16 protein-coding genes are annotated in these 18,164 nt (G+C 42.4%); 8 read left to right on the top strand and 8 right to left on the bottom strand.

The genetic code is table 11. From position 1 onward, the window contains the following. Window positions 1-293: 293 nt before the first annotated feature. Window positions 294-1,661 (bottom strand): hypothetical protein, encoded by a 1,368-nt coding sequence (locus AB4407_RS06230; RefSeq protein ID WP_372119641.1) that lies wholly within the window; start codon window positions 1,659-1,661, stop codon window positions 294-296. A gap of 18 nt (window positions 1,662-1,679) precedes the next feature. Further along, complete coding sequence (locus AB4407_RS06225) at window positions 1,680-1,952, bottom strand: hypothetical protein (RefSeq protein ID WP_372119639.1); 273 nt, start codon at window positions 1,950-1,952, stop codon at window positions 1,680-1,682. 358 nt (window positions 1,953-2,310) lie between these two features. Here AB4407_RS06225 and AB4407_RS06220 point away from each other — a divergent pair, with 358 nt between their 5' ends. The 6 genes from AB4407_RS06220 (at window position 2,311) to AB4407_RS06195 (ending at window position 11,980) form a co-directional block, all read left to right on the top strand. Continuing rightward, window positions 2,311-6,465: an ATP-binding protein gene (locus AB4407_RS06220; protein WP_372119637.1), complete on the top strand. Its 4,155-nt coding sequence runs from the start codon at window positions 2,311-2,313 to the stop codon at window positions 6,463-6,465. Then, on the top strand, window positions 6,462-7,667 hold the full coding sequence (locus AB4407_RS06215) for an EAL domain-containing protein (protein ID WP_372119635.1): 1,206 nt from the start codon (window positions 6,462-6,464) through the stop codon (window positions 7,665-7,667). Before AB4407_RS06220 ends, AB4407_RS06215 begins: the two co-directional genes overlap by 4 nt. A 103-nt stretch (window positions 7,668-7,770) precedes the next feature. Next, the gene (locus tag AB4407_RS06210) at window positions 7,771-9,390 is read left to right on the top strand and encodes a methyl-accepting chemotaxis protein (protein WP_372119633.1); all 1,620 of its coding nucleotides are present in this window, start codon (window positions 7,771-7,773) and stop codon (window positions 9,388-9,390) included. A 12-nt stretch (window positions 9,391-9,402) separates the two neighbouring features. Continuing rightward, window positions 9,403-10,653 carry a hypothetical protein gene (locus AB4407_RS06205; protein WP_372119631.1) on the top strand — a complete coding sequence of 417 codons (1,251 nt, stop codon included), beginning with the start codon at window positions 9,403-9,405 and terminating at the stop codon, window positions 10,651-10,653. Window positions 10,654-10,664: 11 nt separating this feature from the next. Beyond that, window positions 10,665-11,060 (top strand): phosphate ABC transporter substrate-binding protein, encoded by a 396-nt coding sequence (locus AB4407_RS06200; RefSeq protein WP_372119629.1) that lies wholly within the window; start codon window positions 10,665-10,667, stop codon window positions 11,058-11,060. A gap of 365 nt (window positions 11,061-11,425) precedes the next feature. Further along, a complete protein-coding gene (locus AB4407_RS06195) occupies window positions 11,426-11,980 on the top strand; it encodes a TetR/AcrR family transcriptional regulator (RefSeq protein WP_372119627.1) in 555 nt (184 codons plus the stop codon). A gap of 172 nt (window positions 11,981-12,152) precedes the next feature. Here AB4407_RS06195 and AB4407_RS06190 read toward each other — a convergent pair whose 3' ends face one another. From AB4407_RS06190 to AB4407_RS06170, 5 genes are all read right to left on the bottom strand, one after another. Then, window positions 12,153-12,770, bottom strand: coding sequence for a CDP-alcohol phosphatidyltransferase family protein (locus AB4407_RS06190; protein ID WP_372119625.1), 618 nt, complete (start codon window positions 12,768-12,770; stop codon window positions 12,153-12,155). Beyond that, window positions 12,760-13,410, bottom strand: a complete 651-nt coding sequence (locus AB4407_RS06185; protein WP_372119623.1) for an ATP-binding cassette domain-containing protein — start codon at window positions 13,408-13,410, stop codon at window positions 12,760-12,762. Before AB4407_RS06185 ends, AB4407_RS06190 begins: the two co-directional genes overlap by 11 nt. Next, window positions 13,376-15,076: an ABC transporter permease gene (locus AB4407_RS06180; RefSeq protein WP_372119621.1), complete on the bottom strand. Its 1,701-nt coding sequence runs from the start codon at window positions 15,074-15,076 to the stop codon at window positions 13,376-13,378. Before AB4407_RS06180 ends, AB4407_RS06185 begins: the two co-directional genes overlap by 35 nt. 5 nt (window positions 15,077-15,081) lie before the next feature. After that, window positions 15,082-16,248, bottom strand: a complete 1,167-nt coding sequence (locus AB4407_RS06175; RefSeq protein ID WP_372119619.1) for an ABC transporter substrate-binding protein — start codon at window positions 16,246-16,248, stop codon at window positions 15,082-15,084. Between the two features lie 315 nt (window positions 16,249-16,563). After that, entirely contained in the window at window positions 16,564-17,010 is a 447-nt protein-coding gene (locus AB4407_RS06170) for an META domain-containing protein (RefSeq protein ID WP_372119617.1), read from the bottom strand. 191 nt (window positions 17,011-17,201) lie between these two features. On the opposite strand from AB4407_RS06170, the gene AB4407_RS06165 reads away from it, so the two are divergent. Next, a complete protein-coding gene (locus AB4407_RS06165; RefSeq protein WP_009846445.1) occupies window positions 17,202-17,462 on the top strand; it encodes a DUF1289 domain-containing protein in 261 nt (86 codons plus the stop codon). 101 nt (window positions 17,463-17,563) lie between these two features. Beyond that, window positions 17,564-17,731, top strand: a complete 168-nt coding sequence (locus AB4407_RS06160) for a hypothetical protein (protein WP_372119615.1) — start codon at window positions 17,564-17,566, stop codon at window positions 17,729-17,731. Between the two features lie 57 nt (window positions 17,732-17,788). On the opposite strand, the gene AB4407_RS06155 is transcribed toward AB4407_RS06160, so the two are convergent. Then, complete coding sequence (locus tag AB4407_RS06155; RefSeq protein ID WP_017065764.1) at window positions 17,789-18,091, bottom strand: thiamine-binding protein; 303 nt, start codon at window positions 18,089-18,091, stop codon at window positions 17,789-17,791. Window positions 18,092-18,164 lie beyond the last annotated feature (73 nt).

The following is an 18,164-nucleotide window of genomic DNA, read 5'->3' as shown; positions in this document are numbered from 1 at the left end:
TCTGCCTTGTTCTCAAGCCTTTTTCCAGCGCTATTTTTGATCACTTACTTACTGTGATTGGTATAACCGTTGCCGGAGAAAACACTATCTTCACTCGCTTTCTTAGACAAGAGAGAAGGAGAGGGCTTTGAGGCTCTCGGATTTTTATTAGCTCCAAAAAGGCCATTGTTTAAGTGTTTGGGTGTGTAGTTGGGAAGGGGAGAAGAGACGTACAAAAAAAGCCACTCGACTGAGTGGCTTAGTGCAAGGAAAGTAGGCAGAGCCTTGCGAACATTCGTAATCAGATAATCTGATTAGTATATTTTATTCCAATTAGTAAGAATCACATTGTTGTTATCGAAACTGATAGCTTCTACGGTCACTTTAGATATCTCATCTAATAGCTGTATGTCATCGGCTTCCGTCACTGTGACAGGAGCAATAACTTCTGAACTATCGCTCTTTTTCACTAGTGCATAAGAGTTCTTGGTAAGTGTTGCTTCAACTTCCAAAGATGAATAGATGCCGCTTTTATATAATTGCTGTGAAAGACCAAACTCACCAACTAGGTTTGTTGCTTTTAGCTGATCTGCATTGAATTTAACGCCATTAATTCCATCGTGGTAATAACGACCGTGAATTAATGAATCATCGAATTTGAAAGCATCGATGTATAGAGAGGTAGTTTGGTTTGGCGTTTTTGCCTGATAGTTAACTTGAACGAAGTATTCGGTTTCCGTTGAATTTTCACTCACAAAACCAGGAATTAATTTACCCCCAGATTCAACAGCACTTGATGCGACCGAAATTGTGCCGTAACCAGACTCTGCGCGGCTCTCTACTTTAAACTTCTCGTTATTACTATTACAGTCCTGGCATACCACGTTTACAAACTTTGAATAAGCTTGCGTAGGGTCTGAGGAGTTTTTGTTTACTTGAGTACGTCTAAATAGACCGGTTCCTGGAGTGTCGTCACTTGATGTTTGATAGAAAGTGAAAGACTCGTATTGCTCTTCGGGCTCGTCACTGAAGTTATAACCGTTTTCAAAAATGTAGACTAACTCTCCGCCACTGTTACCTACGTTAGAGCTGTAAGCAATGATTTCTTGGGGGATTGAGGATTCAAATTCTGATTTTACTGTGCTCTTGTTTAACTTAGTTGCCCAGTCATTTGGGTCTTGGCATTCGCCTTTCGATGCGAAATAGATAATTGAGACGGGGAGCGTTGTGATACCATTTTTTGTGCCGTATTGATCGACAACATAATCAATACCCGGCCAATTTTTCGCTTCTATGTTTTCTGCAATACAGAAGTCCATCACTTCTTTATCGACGTCTTTTGTTTTCGGGTTTTTCTTGAGGTAATCAACGACAAAACCAACTTCTTGAGAAGCATCGATCAGCTCTTGTCTCGTTTCTAATGGAAGTTGAGTATTTTGAGAGCCCGTAGTTAAAGATGTTAGCAAGGCAGTTGGCGATGTTTTTAACTGCTTAACATTGGTTGCGTCCATATAAAGCGCAGCTGAGTCAAAAAATGACGCTTTGAGCTTAGTTGTAATCATTTCATCCATACTACTACGCATGTTCTGACCGACTTCATGAGCACCATTGTAGTGAGCGTTAACGATAGATGAAGAGAATAGGCTTATACAAATGGTTGAAGCTAAAACGGCTTTTTTCATAATACTAATCCTCAATATCTATTGTTTAACTTGACTGAATTTGGTCGGTGTAGAAATAGATAGGCTGGTCTTTCCGACAGGCAAGTTCATAATCGCATCAACGCCTTCTGAGCTAAGTTTCTTTGATTGCAAATCTACCTGACTCAGTTTTTGGTTTAGGGTAGATTTAGTCGGATTGACTTGGTTGTTCTTCGGTTTTGAAGAGGTTGTTGAATTTTTGGGACTATCTCCACCACAACCGATTAAAGCTATGGGTAATATAATTGCGCTGATTTGTAGAAATTTAATCATAGTTATGGAACCTCATATAACATCGGTGAGACCAACCCAAAAGCTGATTGGATTATTAAGCCTTGTAACAAACGCTTACATGTCTACTTATAAATGAACCCACCCAAAACGGGCAATCGATTGCGTTGAACGGAAATTACTTTTTGTTCAGTGCAAATTGGTGAGTCGAGACTGTGAATAAGATATAAGGTGCACTAATTAATAAAACTCTAGGTTATTCATGTTCCGCGCTTTTAATCTACTTTCTCTACTTGTTCTGGCTTTTTCCGTATCTTTTTACGTTAAGGCGAGCGACTCTATTACAATCGGAGTTCAAACTTCAGGCTTTTCTCCGTATGTAGTTGTACAAGGGGGGGAGGTGTCGGGACTATTACCTGAGTTAACGAACTTCTACACTAAAGATGACTTGAATGGCTTACAGTTTGTCGGTTTTCATTCGCCGTCTGATCTAAATAACGTACTTAAAACTGAACAAGTAGATGCCATTATTACGGCAGAACAAAATGTTGCGAGTAGCGGTGTTATTTATTCTAAACCTATTTTATCTAGCCGAATGGTTAGCCTAAGTAGCGAGCCTATTGAAAGTCATTTATTAATGAAAGGGCGAAATCTTGCTTATTTTGAAGGCTCAAGTAACGCGTCTTCTGTGAAGTCACTCCTTCCATTTTCTTCTTTTGCGTCATATTCATCTTATCAAAGCGCGATCGCTGATGTTGCTCGAGAGAAAGCATTAGCCATTGTTGATGATGGAGTGTTACTGCACAATAAGTTAATGGATAGTCCGTATGAGTTGTTTTTGTCGGTCAACTTACATGATGGTTTACCTTTAAATAATTACGTCATTGCTTTATTGGATACGCCTAAAAATAGAAAGTTATTGGGAGTTATCAATACCGTTATAAGCCAAGATAACTCGAGTAAACTTGTCAATATCCGTAAGAAGTGGCTGAATGAAATACAAAGACGTTTGCTGTTGGTCGTTAGTAAAAATAAGCTGTTATTAACTGAAAAAGAGCAGCAGTTCCTCCTTCTTAATCCGAACATATATGTATCATCTGCGACAGACTCAAAGCCTATTTCTTTCAAAAATAGTGAAGGTAAGCCGGATGGTATTTCAATTGACATTCTGAACGAGGTATCCCGACTCACAGGGTTAAACTTTGTATATGAAAACGACCTCGACCTCCAAGGTAACGAAGCTCACCACGTCACTCTGCCAGTTATTCACACTAAGGCGACACCTTCTATAGGTGACGATGAGCATCACCTCTATTCTAAACCTTTCATGGTTGAACCATGGGCACTGATTGGTAAAAGTGATACGAGCAAATTGGCGGTGTTCGGTGAATTGACGAAGAGCTCTATGATTGGAACCATCAACGACAGTGTCGGTATACAGTTAGTGAAGCGTTATTGTGAGGCGTGTCCAATCAAGACCTATGGCTCTGAGTTGCTTTTACTGGATGCTGTAGATAAAGGAGAGATAGATTCAGCGATGCTTTCGCTTTATTTGGCATCCCCTTTATTGCAAGGACAGTACTCCGGGTATCTACGTGTAACGAGCCTACTGTCCAAAGACAATGATGTACCGGTATCCTATAGTGTCGAAGCAGACCAAGAAGTGCTGAACAACATTATCAATAAAGCGTTGTTCGCCATTCCTCACCACAAGTATCAGCAGATTAAGAAGCACTGGTTAGATGTGTCTTATGAGTCGGGGGTAGATACGGCCGATGTTATCTTGGGTGCGGCCATTTTGATCTCTGTAGCATCAGTTATCATTATGCTTGTGATGGCGTGGAGCTGGAAACTAAGACGTGAAGTTGAAGATCGAAAGCGAACTGAATCCGCCCTCAAACATCAAGTGGAGTTCGAGCGTTCATTATTGGACGCAATGCCGTTCCCTATAGTTGTGCGTAACTTGGATAACCAGGTAATTAGCTTGAACAGTGCCGCACAGCAGCTTACCGGTTTTGAGTTGATCGAAGCAACCATCGTTAATAACTTCGATGAAGACACAATGATCCATCACGGGGTTGTTTTACCGCGCCTAGAAAAAGAAGTCGTTTCACCTCAAGGTAGTAAACACTACGCATATTGGAAATGTCCGTATATTTCAAACGGGAATATCAAAGGCTCAGTGACCATTCTCGATGATCTTACAGAGCTTTACGAAGCGAAAAAAATTGCTAAAAGTGCCGATGACCGAGTTCAGAAACTTGCGAACAATTTACATGGTGCGGTTATACAGCATATTCAGCCCAAACGAAGTCTACATGACATTGAATTCGTCTTTATTAGTAATGGGGTAGAGGAGCTTTTAGGGCTTACTCCTGCTCAATTGCGCCGCTCTCCAATTAGTTTTTTCGCGCCGCTTAATGCTCAAGACCGCAGAACCTTAATTAAGAGAGTACGTAGCGGAAATAAAGAAGGAAAACTAAGCCTCGATATCGGTGTGAATATTGATAATCAAAAACGATGGCTCAATTTGCAGAGCAAGATTTCTGACTTGGGTGAGTATTATGAATGGGACTCTGTTCTTACTGATATCACTGAGCTTAAACAACAGCAAGAAGAGCTAACACAAGCAAGGCAAAGTGCTATTGCTGCCACTGAGGCAAAGTCTCGATTTTTGGCCAACATGAGCCATGAAATCCGTACTCCATTGGGAGGGATTGTTAGCTTGTTGGAATTGTCTGAGCAATATGAGGTTGGTTATGAAGTTCAGAAGATCCATACAACGCTGAGTCAATCGGCCAATAACTTACTGCATATTGTTAACGATATTCTCGATTTCTCAAAAATTGAAGCTGGCAAGTTGACCTTAGATTATCAGCCTGCAAGCCTCGATACATTGACTCTGAGAGTGACTCAATTACAGGCAAGGCAAGCTCATGCCAAAGGGTTACAGTTTAAATTTTGGCTAGACCCTGAGTTGAATGATTCGGTTCTTATGGATGATATTCGAATTGGACAGGTTCTAAATAACTTGTTGAGCAATGCCATCAAATTTACTGAATATGGAACCGTGGGTTTAACTGCAAAGTTAGTCGCTCTAAAAGACGAACAGCAACAAATTTGTTTTGAGGTGTTCGACAGCGGTATTGGTATAAGTGAAGAACATATTCGTAATCTGTTCCAACCTTTTGTTCAAGCTGATGAAGGAACCACGAGGAAATATGGTGGTTCTGGCCTTGGTTTGACAATCTCTAAACAACTTATTGAGCAAATGGGTGGCAACCTCAATGTAACGAGTAAAATCAATATTGGTTCGACGTTCTCTATTTCACTGCCACTTAAAATGCTAGCTGAGAATAACAGAGTGGACATGAATGGGAAAGTAGCGCTGCTAACTAAAACTTTCATGCAGCAAAGAGAATTAGAAAGCTACCTAACATCTTGGGGTATTAAGGTTATCTCAAAGAATGTTCATGCGACTAAAGAGCTCGCACATTGGATCGATACCATAGAGCCTGATTTTGTGTTTGTTCCCCATGAACTTGATCAGAGTATTGATACCCTCACTAAAAGCGTGCGATTTATCTGTGTAAGCGAACAAGGAATGTTATCGCCTGCACCTTGTAAGTTGGGCTGGAACCTATCTGCAAACCCATTACTGCCTTCACAGTTGACGCACTGTTTATACAACAGCCCGGCGTTCGTGGAAGATGTGGTCAAAGACGATAACAATCTAAAACTGAGTACTGAGTCGCGTGAGTCCGCCAAGGAAAATCATAGGCTTATCTTAATTGCGGAAGATCACCCGATCAATCAACAGATCATTCTTCAACAAATTGAGCAGTTAGGCTTCCATGCTGACATGGTAGATAACGGCAAAGAAGCCTTAGCCGCTTTAGATCATGAAGAATATGGGCTTCTGATTACCGATTGCCACATGCCTGAAATGGATGGGTATGAGTTAACAAGGCAGATACGAGCCAAAGAGCAGAGCCAAAACCAACCTCGTCTTCCGATCATTGCGTTGACCGCGAACGCTGTCCAAGGAGAAAACGATAAGTGTTTTGAGATTGGTATGGATGATTTCTTATCAAAACCAACCAAATTAAGAGTGATCGGTGAGACCATCATCAAGCACCTCGAAAAGGTGCAATCTGTTGTCGATAAGCCCTGCGCTGACATCTCAGAGGCCAAAAATGAATTGAATTCAGCCCCAATTGATCTTGCCAACCTAACCGAGTTATTTGGCGACTTAGATCTTGTTGAACAGATCATCACTGATTTTATTAAAAGCCATTCTGCGGACATGCCTTTGCTTCATAGCGCATGTCAACAGCGTGATCTCGAGGCCATTAAACAGATAGCTCATAAGATGAAGGGTGCGGCAAAAATGGTAGGGGCAGGGGACGTTGCTAGCCAATTGCAAACTATGGAATCTGAAGCCTTAAGTGGCTCTGATGGTATTCAGGCACATTACGATCACCTCGAACAGTTGACGAATCAATTGACGGCTTATTGTTCAGAATCAATCAAACTAGCTAAGGAGCTATCATGAACCAGCATGTTGTAGTGATAGAAGATCACCCTTTTCAATTGAATGTAATGGTGATGGTTTTAAAAAATTTGGGCATAGAGAATGTCCAACCTTTTGAATGTGGTTGTAAGGCTCTAGAGTTTATCGAAGCTTCTTCTGTCGATCTTATCTTATGTGATCTGAATATGCCGATGATCGATGGTATCGAATTATTGAAACGCCTTGCTGAAGCTGACTTTCAAGGCAATATCATCATCACTAGCGCGGAAAGCAAAACTGTCCTAGATTCCGCTAGAAAGATGTGTGAGGCGTTTGACCTAAATTTACTCGGTGTTCTTGAGAAGCCAATAGCAAAAGAGTCGCTGTCAAAGTTAATTAACCTTGATTCTACAAAAGATCCAGCGACTTCTAATTCTAATAACGACATCGATATAACGGATGGTGAGATAGAAAAAGCGATAAGCAACCAAGAGTTTATGTTTTATTACCAGCCGATAGTGTGTATCCATAGTGGCGAATGGCGAGAAAGTGAATCGTTAATTCGATGGCAGCACCCACGCTATGGGGTACTCAGCCCGTTTTTCTTTTTGTCTCGGTTACTTGAGTCAGGAAAGATGGGGGAGGTGATGAAGCAGTTAATTAATCAAGCGATCAATGAGAAGCCATTTCTGGGAAATCGTAGGTTTGCAATAAACCTAACAGCTAAAGATATTATCGACGGTGACATTGTTGATTATATTTTTGCTTTGCTCGACCAAGGTGAACTCGAGCCAGAGCAAATAAAATTGGAATTAACAGAGTCTGACTTAGTTGAAAGTGTCGCTCTTGCTTTAGCGTCCACCACAAGAATATGCATGCGTGGTATTCCTCTTGCTATCGATGACTTTGGAACTGGTTACTCTTCACTCAAGCAATTAGATGACTTGCCATTTTCAGCACTGAAATTGGATATAGACTTTGTTAAAAATATCCAAAGTAGTCGTTCTAGCCATGCCATTGTCCGCGCCACTCTGTACTTAGCTCACTTACTAGAGCTGAGTACGGTCGCAGAGGGTGTGGAAGATCATTCGCTTTGGGTAGACATACGTGAAATAAGTAATGTCGACACCTTGGTTCAAGGGTACTTCATTGCTCGCCCAATGCCTGCCTGTCAGCTCTTAGAGTGGAAAGAAGATTGGGACAGTAAAGTTCAAGAGCTGAACTTAATTGAAGAAATTAAATAAGCGGGTATTAAACATAACGGTAAATTTGTTTAGTGAATGTATTCGCTATTGAATATGAACAAACGTTAACATCAGCCGCAACCAGCGCTAATGAAAAAACCTTATGCTATTGTCTCGCTATATCAACATCAAAGTACAGTTTATTGTACTGCTCTCAATTATATCTCTTAGCTTAGCTGCCATTATCTCAATAAATGTTTTTATTCATAATGATAATAGCCAGCGTCTGAATCAGTTAGAGTCAAGTTACTACCCCGCACTTGAACACGCGACGAAAATATATTCTCTTTTGCCGAACGTGAAGCAACAGTTCGAAGCTGCCGTCGTTATGGAAGATGAGCAAGCGCTTGATTTTGCGCGCCAAATTTCTTCAGAACTACAAGCTGAAGCGAGTCGCGGTGCCGATGTTTTATCTTCTCAAGCGACAGCCTTTAATCAGTTGTCACAACAATTAGCAAAATACACGGACGCAGCATACGCGCTGAGTGAAGATTTCATTAATCTCAATGATTCTTTCGAGAGCCTGACCTCTAGAGCCAACCAACTTAACATTGAATATGATTCATTAGTTTCGTTAAGCGAGACGCTACGTGAATCGGCAAGCCAGAAGGTCGTAGACACTATCTTGCACTCTGAAAAAGCCGCAAACGACGCTGCGAATCAATCTATTTGGTTAGGTGTGTTCTTTTTGATCTCTGTGATTTCGGTTGGTTACGCAATATTCAAATCGGTTATTAGCTCAATATTGCTTGTCACAGAAAAGATGAAGGCGATTGCGACTGGGGATGGTGACTTAACGGTACGCATCGACTACGCAGGGAAGGATGAGATATCAACGCTTGTTGAGAGTTTCAATCAATTCATTGAAAAGCTACAAGGCATTATCGCGAGTACGCTAAGCATTGGACACGAGCTTGAGGTTGTCAGCGACAAGATTCGTAGCGAGTCGAATCAAACCTTGGCTCTAAATAGCACTCAACGTGATCACATCGAAGAGGTTACCGAGGCGGTCAATAACATCATCGACCTCATAGAACAAGTTGTTAACTTTGCATCGCATGCAGATTCTCAAGCTCAAAAAGCCAATTCTAGTGCTCAAACAGGAACACAAGTGGTTCTTAAAACGAGTAAAGAAATTGAAGAGCTTGCGACAAACATCCGTGATACGGCCTGTAAGTTGAAAGAACTCGATCAGAATGCAAGCAATGTTGGCTCAATACTAAACACTATCCAAAGTGTCGCTGAGCAAACGAATTTGTTAGCACTAAATGCTGCAATTGAAGCTGCGCGAGCTGGTGAACATGGCCGAGGTTTTGCTGTTGTTTCCGACGAAGTGCGCGTGTTAGCGAACAATACTCAACAATCCGCAACAGAAATTAATGCCTTGTTGGTCGACCTTAAGTCCGGCTCGAACGCTGCTGTTGGCGCTATGGACCAAGGCTTAGCGAGCTCGTCACAGGCGGTTGGAGACGCGCAAAACGCCGGTGATTATCTATTAGAAATTAGTGGGCAGGTAGAAGAAATTACCGAGCTTAATAAACAAATTGCAAGCACTACTGAGCATCAAGCTCGTGCTTCAAAACAAATCCACACCCATATGGATGATTTTAGACAGTGCTCTCATCAAGTGTCTCAGTCGACAGATCAACTCGAAGCTCTAAGTCACCAATTGAGTGGCATCGTTACAGAGCTGAGTAAATCAACATCACAATTTAAAGTATAACGGAGAACAACAATGACTAACTCCTCTTTTCGCTTATTGCCGCTAGCGGTAGCACTTGCGACTTCATTTGCTGCAAATGCTACCGACGAGCAAAAACTGGCTGAGCTTGAGAAAAAAGTCGCTATTCTTGAAGCAAAAGAAATGAACGCAGTTGCGGATAAATTTAGCTTCAACGGTTTCGCATCTTTGAACATGCAACTGGGCAACAATAGCCACGGTTTCATGAAGTCTCAAAATAAAGTGCGCTTTGACGAAGGTTCTCTAATTGGTTTACAAGGTGAGTTTGAAGTTAACGACTCTACTTCTGCTGTAGTGCAAATGGTTGCGCGCGGTAACAAAAAAGAAAACTGGACACCGGATGTTGAGTGGGCATTTCTAAGCCATAAAGTAACACCAAATTTAACGGTTCGTGGTGGTAAGCTGCGTCTTCCTCTTTTCATGTACTCTGACTACCTAGAAGTGGGTTACGCTCAAACAAGCGTTCGTGTTCCTAGTGAAGTATATGGTTCTGTGGTTCTTACGTCACTGACTGGTGGTGATTTCATCTATGACGTTGAGCTAGACGACAGCACAGTATCATTCCAAGGTTTTGTAGGTTCTCAAAAGCTTTCTGCTTCTAAGCATAGCTACAACGCAGACACGCAGTTTGATGATATCGCTGGTGGTGTGATCAACTGGACGGACGATACTTGGACGCTACGTGCGGTTTACGCTCAAGCAGTTGTAAGTTCAACAACAAACTGGAACGTTAAGAATAAACCACCTATTTTAAACACAACGTTTAATGATGAGAAAGCGAAGTTCTACGGTGTTGGCGGTCGATACGACAACGGTAATCTATCGCTAGTTTCAGAAGTCACTCGTACCACGGTTGAAGGTTTCTATCACGATGTAGATTCTGCTTACCTGACAACGGCTTACCGTGTGAACGAATTCACGCCTTACGTGACGGTTGCGCACATGGAAACGACGGATGATTCCGAGCGCAACAACCAAGTAAAGCGTAAAGTCGCAGAGTTTAAACAAAACCCGACTCTACAAAATGCCTACGCTTACGGTTCGGCTATGAAGGTTGCGAGCAACATGAATATCCAACGCACAACTTACAGCATCGGTACTCGTTGGGATTTCATGCCTAATATCGCGCTGAAAGGTGATGTTAGCTACCTAACTAACTTCGGTTCAACTAACGGTGGTGTAAACGCGTCTTACAAGAACGAAGACAACATCTTGTACACGGTTAAAGTCGACGCTGTATTTTAAGGAAGAGAATTATGTTTAAAAAAGCATTGGTAGCCGCTGCTCTTTTTAGCAGCATGAACGCTTTCGCAGGTTTGGTTGTGGTTGGTAATCCATCAATGGGTGAGCTTGACGCTTCAACCGTTAAAAAACTGTATCTAGGTAAAGCAAAGTCTCTACAGATTGAAGCGGTTGACTTGGAAGACGGTCACCCACTTAAGGGTACTTTTCACCAAGCTATTACAAAGAAGACAGAAGCGCAGCTTCAAGCTTACTGGGCAAAGCGAGTATTTACAGGTAAAGGTCAACCACCTAAAGCTGTAGGTCAAGAAAGCTTAGCAAAAGACTTGGTTGCAAGCTCTTCAAACAAAATTGCTTATATCGATGACTCTTTAGTTGATAGCTCAGTTAAAGTTCTTCTAAAGCTCTAGTCTTGAACTATATAGCACAAGTTTGAGCTATAAAATAAAAGATTGAGCTGTAGAGTAAAGGCTTTTCATGTGGCGCTCTATTAGGGCGCCACTCTTACATTTGCTTACGTTTGTCGTTATATATCTTACACAATCCTTACACTTCTCGGACAAATACCTATCCTTCTGTTTTTCATCGTAATTATCAAGTTGCGTTTTTATTGAATTTACAAAAAATACACTGACTTTGCATTTTTAAGCATTGGGATTAGTAAGTGCTTATCCTTGCATATTGAGATTATCTGCTTGGCTTATAGAATGCGCGGGTAATATAAACAAATAGGTGGGGATACAATCTGATGCTAAATGACAAAAGAACAAAAATCTTGAGCTCAGCAGAAAAGCTATTTATTTCTCAGCCTTATAGTAAAGTTTCAATTCGGTCTATTGCTAAGTCTGCGGGTGTAAGCCCCGCGTTAATTCTTTATTACTTTAATAACAAAGAGCAACTGTTTGATCAGCTCATCGAAGAGCATACGAGTCGTTTCCAACATCAATTCTCGAAGTATCAGAGAGTAGATGGAATTCAACTACAACACTTACTTTCTGAACTTATAGAGTTTTGGGAAGCTGCGCCTAACATCTTTTTACTATTCACTTTTGGCGGTAGCTCATACAATTACGACAATGTTCAACGACTGAAAGAGTCGAAGTTTGGTTACACCTACAATAAGACTCTTGAAAATCTTCTTTATTTAGTTGATGGCTGTAACGAGTCAAACTTTCATTATTACCAGATGTTGGTTACGTCGTTAGTGTCTCAACCATATTTAGCAAATAAGCAACAAAAATATAACAATGACAACTCTACGTTTAACCTTATGCAATACCAAGAGGTTATAGCTAGCTTATTTAAAGAAGAGACTCGCTTTGCTTATTAAATAACTGCTTATTAAGTAATTGCTTACTAAATGATTCTTCATAAGTTGTGTTTTGGGTTTTAATGGCTAATTCTTAGAAATACGTTATGAAAAAAAGCGCCGCTCATTTGAGTGGCGCTTTTTTATGAGGAATACAGCCTCTAGTCGGGACTGTTAACACATAAGCAATAGGCTACTCAGTTTGATTTTTGAGTGTCTGAAACCCAAAATAAATTCGCATGAACGTAGTTAGCCAGCATGCGGTGCCAAAGGTGTAGGCGATAACAGCAAAGTGTTGAGACCAAATACAGAAAGCAATGAAACAAGCAATGGTTTCTGTACCTTCGGTTAACCCAGACATGTAGTAGAGAGACTTATGTTTATAGACTGGGTTTTCGATGCCTCGTTTGCCTGCCATCACGGCAAACGCCAAAAAGCTGCTGCCAGTACCGATAAAAGAGAAGATCAAAAACGCACCGGCAATGGCGTTGTGCTCTGGATTGGCAATCACAAAGCCAAAAGGAATCAGCGAATAGAAAAGGAAATCCAAGCTGATATCGAGGAAGCCACCTGCATCACTGATGCCTTGGATTCGAGCCAAAGCCCCATCAAGCCCATCACATACTCGGTTGAATACAATGAAACCTAGAGCCCATTCATATTGTTGAAATGCCAACGCTGGAAGTGCTAAACACCCGACCAGAAAACCAAACAAGGTGGTTTGATTAGCTGTGATACCAAATTGGTTCAGTAACTTAGCTGATTGGTTTAATGGCCACTTAATGACCTTGATGGAGTACTTATCCAGCATGATGACTCCTCCATGGCCAAGACAGCACTTGCGCCCCTTGAGGTACGTCAGCTTCGTCGTGCGTGACCATTAATGTTGGGATATTTGCTTTTGTCAGCTGTTCGAAGACCCAATCGCGAAATTGTGCTCTTAACTCTTGGTCTAACTTACTAAACGGTTCGTCGAGTAGGGCGAGCTTCGGCTTCGCCAATAACATACGAGTTAAGCTGATTCTTGCACGTTGACCACCAGATATTTGATCCGGGAAAGACTCTGCCAAGTGAGTTAGCTCTATGTCTTTTAGTGCAGCCATCGCTTGCTGTTGACGAGCGGAGCCCTTAATTGAATTAGGCAGAGAGAACGCCAAGTTTTCCCATACCTTGAGGTGAGGGAACAACAAGTCATCTTGAAAAAGAATACCGACTTCACGCTGATGTGAAGGCAGGTCATCCAGCTGAATGTCGTTCAAAATAACGGTGCCAGAATATGAAAACTCTTCATTAAGGTGACCTGCTACGGCGTCTAACAACGTCGATTTTCCGCAGCCGCTCGGCCCCATCAAAGCCAATACTTGGCCTGATTCTAATGTTACATTTAGCGCTGAGAACAGCGATACACCATCGTTTTTATGGATGGCGAGGTCGTTGAGGTGCAGACTCATTCGTTAGAAAACCTTTAAAAGTAAGACGGCGATATCTGAGTTGAAGTCGGCTGACCAATATCGCTAAAGAGAAAAAGAACAGCGGCAATAAGGCCTGCCAGATAGCATAAATTGCAGTCACCCTGCGGTCGAAACCACTGGTAAGGGCAACGGCTTCTGTGGTGATTGTGCTAATACGGCCCGCGCCGAGCATCAAGGTAGGTAAGTACTGAGCCAAACTCACGCTGATCCCGACCGCCCAAGCAAAGGCAATAGCGGGTAACAAGATAGGCAGCTTGATGGAGTACCAGCTTTGAAATGGCGATTTACCCAAGCTCAACGAGGCTTTTATCAGGCTGTCATTGAAGCTTTTCCAAGGGCCATCCAAAGACAGATACACAAACGGGAAAGCAAAGAAAACATGCGCCCAAATCACCCAGAACTCATAAGCGTTGCTGCCTATGTATAGGGTGGTGACTTGCATGCCGAATAATACCGAGAGTTGAGGTATCAACATTGGGATAGCGATAATGAAGCCCGGAACTTGCCACTTGTATTTTATTCGGTATTCGTGAGCAACCAACGCGAGTAATAAAGCAACGGAAGCGGCAATCAGACCAATCCACAAGCTTTGCCCAACAGTGCTCATGATGCCATCCCACTCAAACTCCCAAAAACGCATGCTATATCTGCTAGGGAGTAGGTCAGGGAAACGCCAACGCTGCGCAAAACTCCAGAAAATCATCAACGGAATGATCATCAGTGACAAAGCTGCAAGAGCTGTGAATACAGTTTTCCCAGGAAGGTTCGTGCCTGTTCTGCCTGAATATTGCCAAATTCGAAAGTATTTAAGGATCGCCCATTCAACGAAACGTGCTAAGGCGATGATTAACGACGCTAAACCAAATAGAACAATAGCTCCGGCTGCTGCTCGCGGCAGTAGGTTAAGATCTGGATCGTTAAACCATTGCCATACTAATACCGCAAAGGTTGGCGGGTTTGTCGGGCCAATGATCAAAGCAATATCGACAACCGAGACACTGTAAGCGAGTACCGCCAGCATTGGGAAGCGAAGCTTAGTAAACCATTGTGGGAAAATACATTTCCACCAAATCTGAGCACGGCTATAACCCAGAGATGCACTGACCTTAGTGATACGTTCTACATCAATTTGCTGCAGTATCGAAATGCTCATTAGCAACAAGAAAGGTACTTCTTTGAGTGCGAGCATAATGATCAAGCCGAACGCGTATGGGTCTTTCACCAATAACGCCAATTCTGAGCTCGTAGCCGATTCGTCAAGCAAGTGATGCACGGCTCTGGCTCCAAGCCCTGTCGGGCTGAATAGGAAAGCAAAGCCGATAGCGAAAGCCACATGCGGAATAGCCAGCATTGGCGATAGCGTTAACTCAATCTTTCTCCAAAACTTGTTTCCCCAAGAGGCTTGAAGAATACAAAAGGTTAGGAAGCAGGCAATATAGCTGCTTGCAATCGCTGAACCTAGGCTCAAGCCAATAGAGTGCCAAGCTCCTTCCCATTGAAAGACTTGGCTAAAACCGTTGAGTGTTGGTTCCTCTAAACCTAGGGGCGGGATGAAACTCAGTGACGAAGCCACGACTCCCGCCACCCCGGGAATGGTTGGGATAATGCACACAGCTATAACAACAAAATATAGAGCGCGTAGCATAAAGATTAGTTACCGTATCGCTTCAGCCACTCTTTCTCGAGCGCGTTTTGCCAGCTAGGGTGTGGTTCATCAACCGATTTAAATTGCTGGGTATTTTTAGCGCTACCGGTCAGGTACTTGCTGCTCAGTACCGAAGGGTCGCCCCAAACATTGAGGTCACCTTTACGAGATTGCGCTTCTGGGCTCAGCAAGAAGTTAATGGTCACTTGAGCTCCTGCGGTTGCATTGGCATTCCAAGGAATCGCAAGGAAGTGAATGTTAGACAGAGCGCCGCTTTCTAGAGCATAGGCCTTGGTGGTTTCCGCTAGGCGGCCGCTTGCTTGTGCTGAATAGACAGAGTTTGGGTTAAAGGTAATCGCTAAATCGAGCTGACCGTCATCCAGAAGTTGAATGCTTTCAGATGTACCTGCAGGAAATTGCTTTCCGCCTCGCCATGCCACTTTATGGAATTTATCTAAGTAAGCCCACAGTGGTGCTGTAACTTCTTGGAAGTTGTCTTCCGAAACAGGTTGAGCCAGTGCAGGGTTGTTGTCTGTTAGCTCAATCAGTAGAGACTTGATGAAGCTGGTGCCATGAAATTCAGGTGGGCGAGGGTAGCTTAAGCGATTCGGGAAAGCTTGAGCGTAGCTCAACATCTCTGAAAACGATTGTGGAGGGTTGTGTAGTGTCTCTTGGTCGTGAATAAACACCAATTGTCCAACGCCCCAAGGTGCTTCAAGGCCTTCTGTTGGTTCAGAGAAGTCGACATCAATCGGTAAAGACTTATCGACGTACTGCCAGTTTGGAAGCGACTCTGTGAACGGGCCAAACAACAAAGCGTTGTCTTTCATCGAACGGAAGTTTTCGCCATTGATCCAAACGATATCAACACTGCCTTCGCTGTTCTTGCCTGCTGCTTTTTCTGCAAGTAAGCGAGTCGTGGTTTCTGCAATATCGGTTACTTTCACATGCTTTAAGGTAACACCAAAGTCACTTTGTAACTCCTTGCCTGCCCATTGTAGGTAACGATTGATCTCTTGGCTTCCGCCCCAAGCGTGAAAGTAGACAGTTTGTCCCTCTGCCTGCTGTTCTATTTGGTTCCAGTTGTCGGTTGATGTTGCTTCGTCAGCATAAATGGTTGCGCTGTATGCAACGGTTGCCATGATTCCTAACGTACTTACTATCTTGTTCATAAACTTTTCCATTTGGTAGTGAACGGGTAAGAGCATTGTTATTTCGAACTCCCTTATAGTTATTCTATCTGTTTCTGAAATAATTTCTAATTCAACAGTAAATTCAATCAATTACTTAAGGGCTCTTACCATCCTAGCAACAGACCGTTGAACTGATGAATTTATTGCACTCAAATGATAGATTTTTTAGGTTTATTGGGCTTGGTTCGAAAAGTAAGCGATGAGTGTCAGTTTTGAAGGAGTCATGAGTGTAAGAAAGCAATAAAAAAGGAGCCACTAGGGCTCCTTTAATCAATCTTTGGTTTCGATGACGGATTAGTTTACCCAGTCACGAATTGTGTAGGTTAGCGTGTGTACATCGTTTTTCAGTACTAGCGTATCGTTTGTTAGTGTTACGTCGCTCCACTCGCTTAGAGTAGCGGAAACCGATTGTTCGATTTCCATTGCTGAGCCGTGACACATTTTCATTGTCATGCCCATTTGCTTAATGCGGAATTGACCGTCTTTTAGTTCGCCTTGACCGAAGAAATTGTTACAACCAGCCATGCCGTTGGCCGTCATCTTTTCGCCGATCTCTAGACGAGGTGTTGCTTGATGTTCGCTTTTCTCAATGTCCTTGCCATCAATTTGCGCAAGTTCCCAATTATGGTGCTGTAGATCGGTTGGTGTTACTTGCATCGCGTTATCACCTGTTGTTGTGCATGCTGCTAGCATCATAGGTAAAGCGGCTACTGCTAGTAATTTTTTTGAACTAAACTTCATATTGTAAGGCTCCAAAGGAAAGAACGAAGTTACTGAATATATGTAACTTGATAGGTTCAAAGTATAGTTTACAAAACACTATATGTGTCAGTATAAGGTCATAGTTTAGTATGGATTTCATGAGCTAGGCGACAAATTAATCGCTTGTTTTTGAGATAGTAAGCGTAATTTTGAATATGTAAGGAGGCGCGGTGGAGCAGTTAGAGTTTTTCCAAGTTCCAAGCCCTTGCGTTGGGGTTTGCTCAAGCGATGACAAAGGCTATTGCAATGGCTGTATGCGTAAAAGGGAGGAGCGCTTTAATTGGATGTCGATGACGCCGTCAGAACAGTTACACGTCATAAAGCTGTGTCGTCAACGCTATAGAAGAAAAATAATGAAGCAAAAAAACTTGGTTGGTAACTCGGTCGACGAAGAGGGAAGTACAAGTCCCCAAAGAGATCTTTTCGGCTAAAGAGGAAGTATTGAGATTTCATTTAACCTCGAGGTAACTATTACTTTACATAATGGTTGGGGTGTAATATTAAGGTAGGTACCTGAAGGAGTGGTGTCGGTATGAATAATAAGAACGGAAAATTCAAAAAAGAGCCAGTTGAAGCACTGGATCGAAAACCAATCGGGGCGAAAGATGACCCTGAAGAGACTCCGCGTGATTGGTATTCGATGTCAGAAGAAGAGCGAATGGAAATCCTTTCTCACCTTTCAGACATGCCTTTTCAATAATACCGCTGGTTCTTCAGAGTCTTTCTTAAAGCCCTGTTTTCTTAAATAAACATATTGCTAAACAAACATGTGATTCGCTTTCGTTACACCACGATGGTACGTGCAAAATGTATCATCGGCTTCGGTGGTTTTACTGTGAATTTTAATGTTTGTGATCACTTCTACAGCCCCTGCATCGTAGCAAGCTTGTTCTGCTTTTTTAACGATATCGAGGAGTTGGTTGAGTTCACCTTTCATCGTGGTTTCCATTGCGCCGACTTGGAATGGAACATCGGCCGCTTTTACCACTTCAATGGCTTTATCAACAACTTCGAAATTGTTGCCTTCTTTAACGCGAGGGATCACTTGGAAGGCAACCATCACTTCTTTTTCTCTTTTTAACTCAGACACTTTCTGCTTACTCAATGAAAGGAAATTGTTGCAGATGATAGGT

This window comes from Vibrio sp. 10N.261.46.E11 (assembly GCF_041472735.1).
In the GTDB taxonomy this organism is placed as follows: domain Bacteria; phylum Pseudomonadota; class Gammaproteobacteria; order Enterobacterales; family Vibrionaceae; genus Vibrio.
This window is presented reverse-complemented; position numbering and strand designations above follow the sequence as displayed.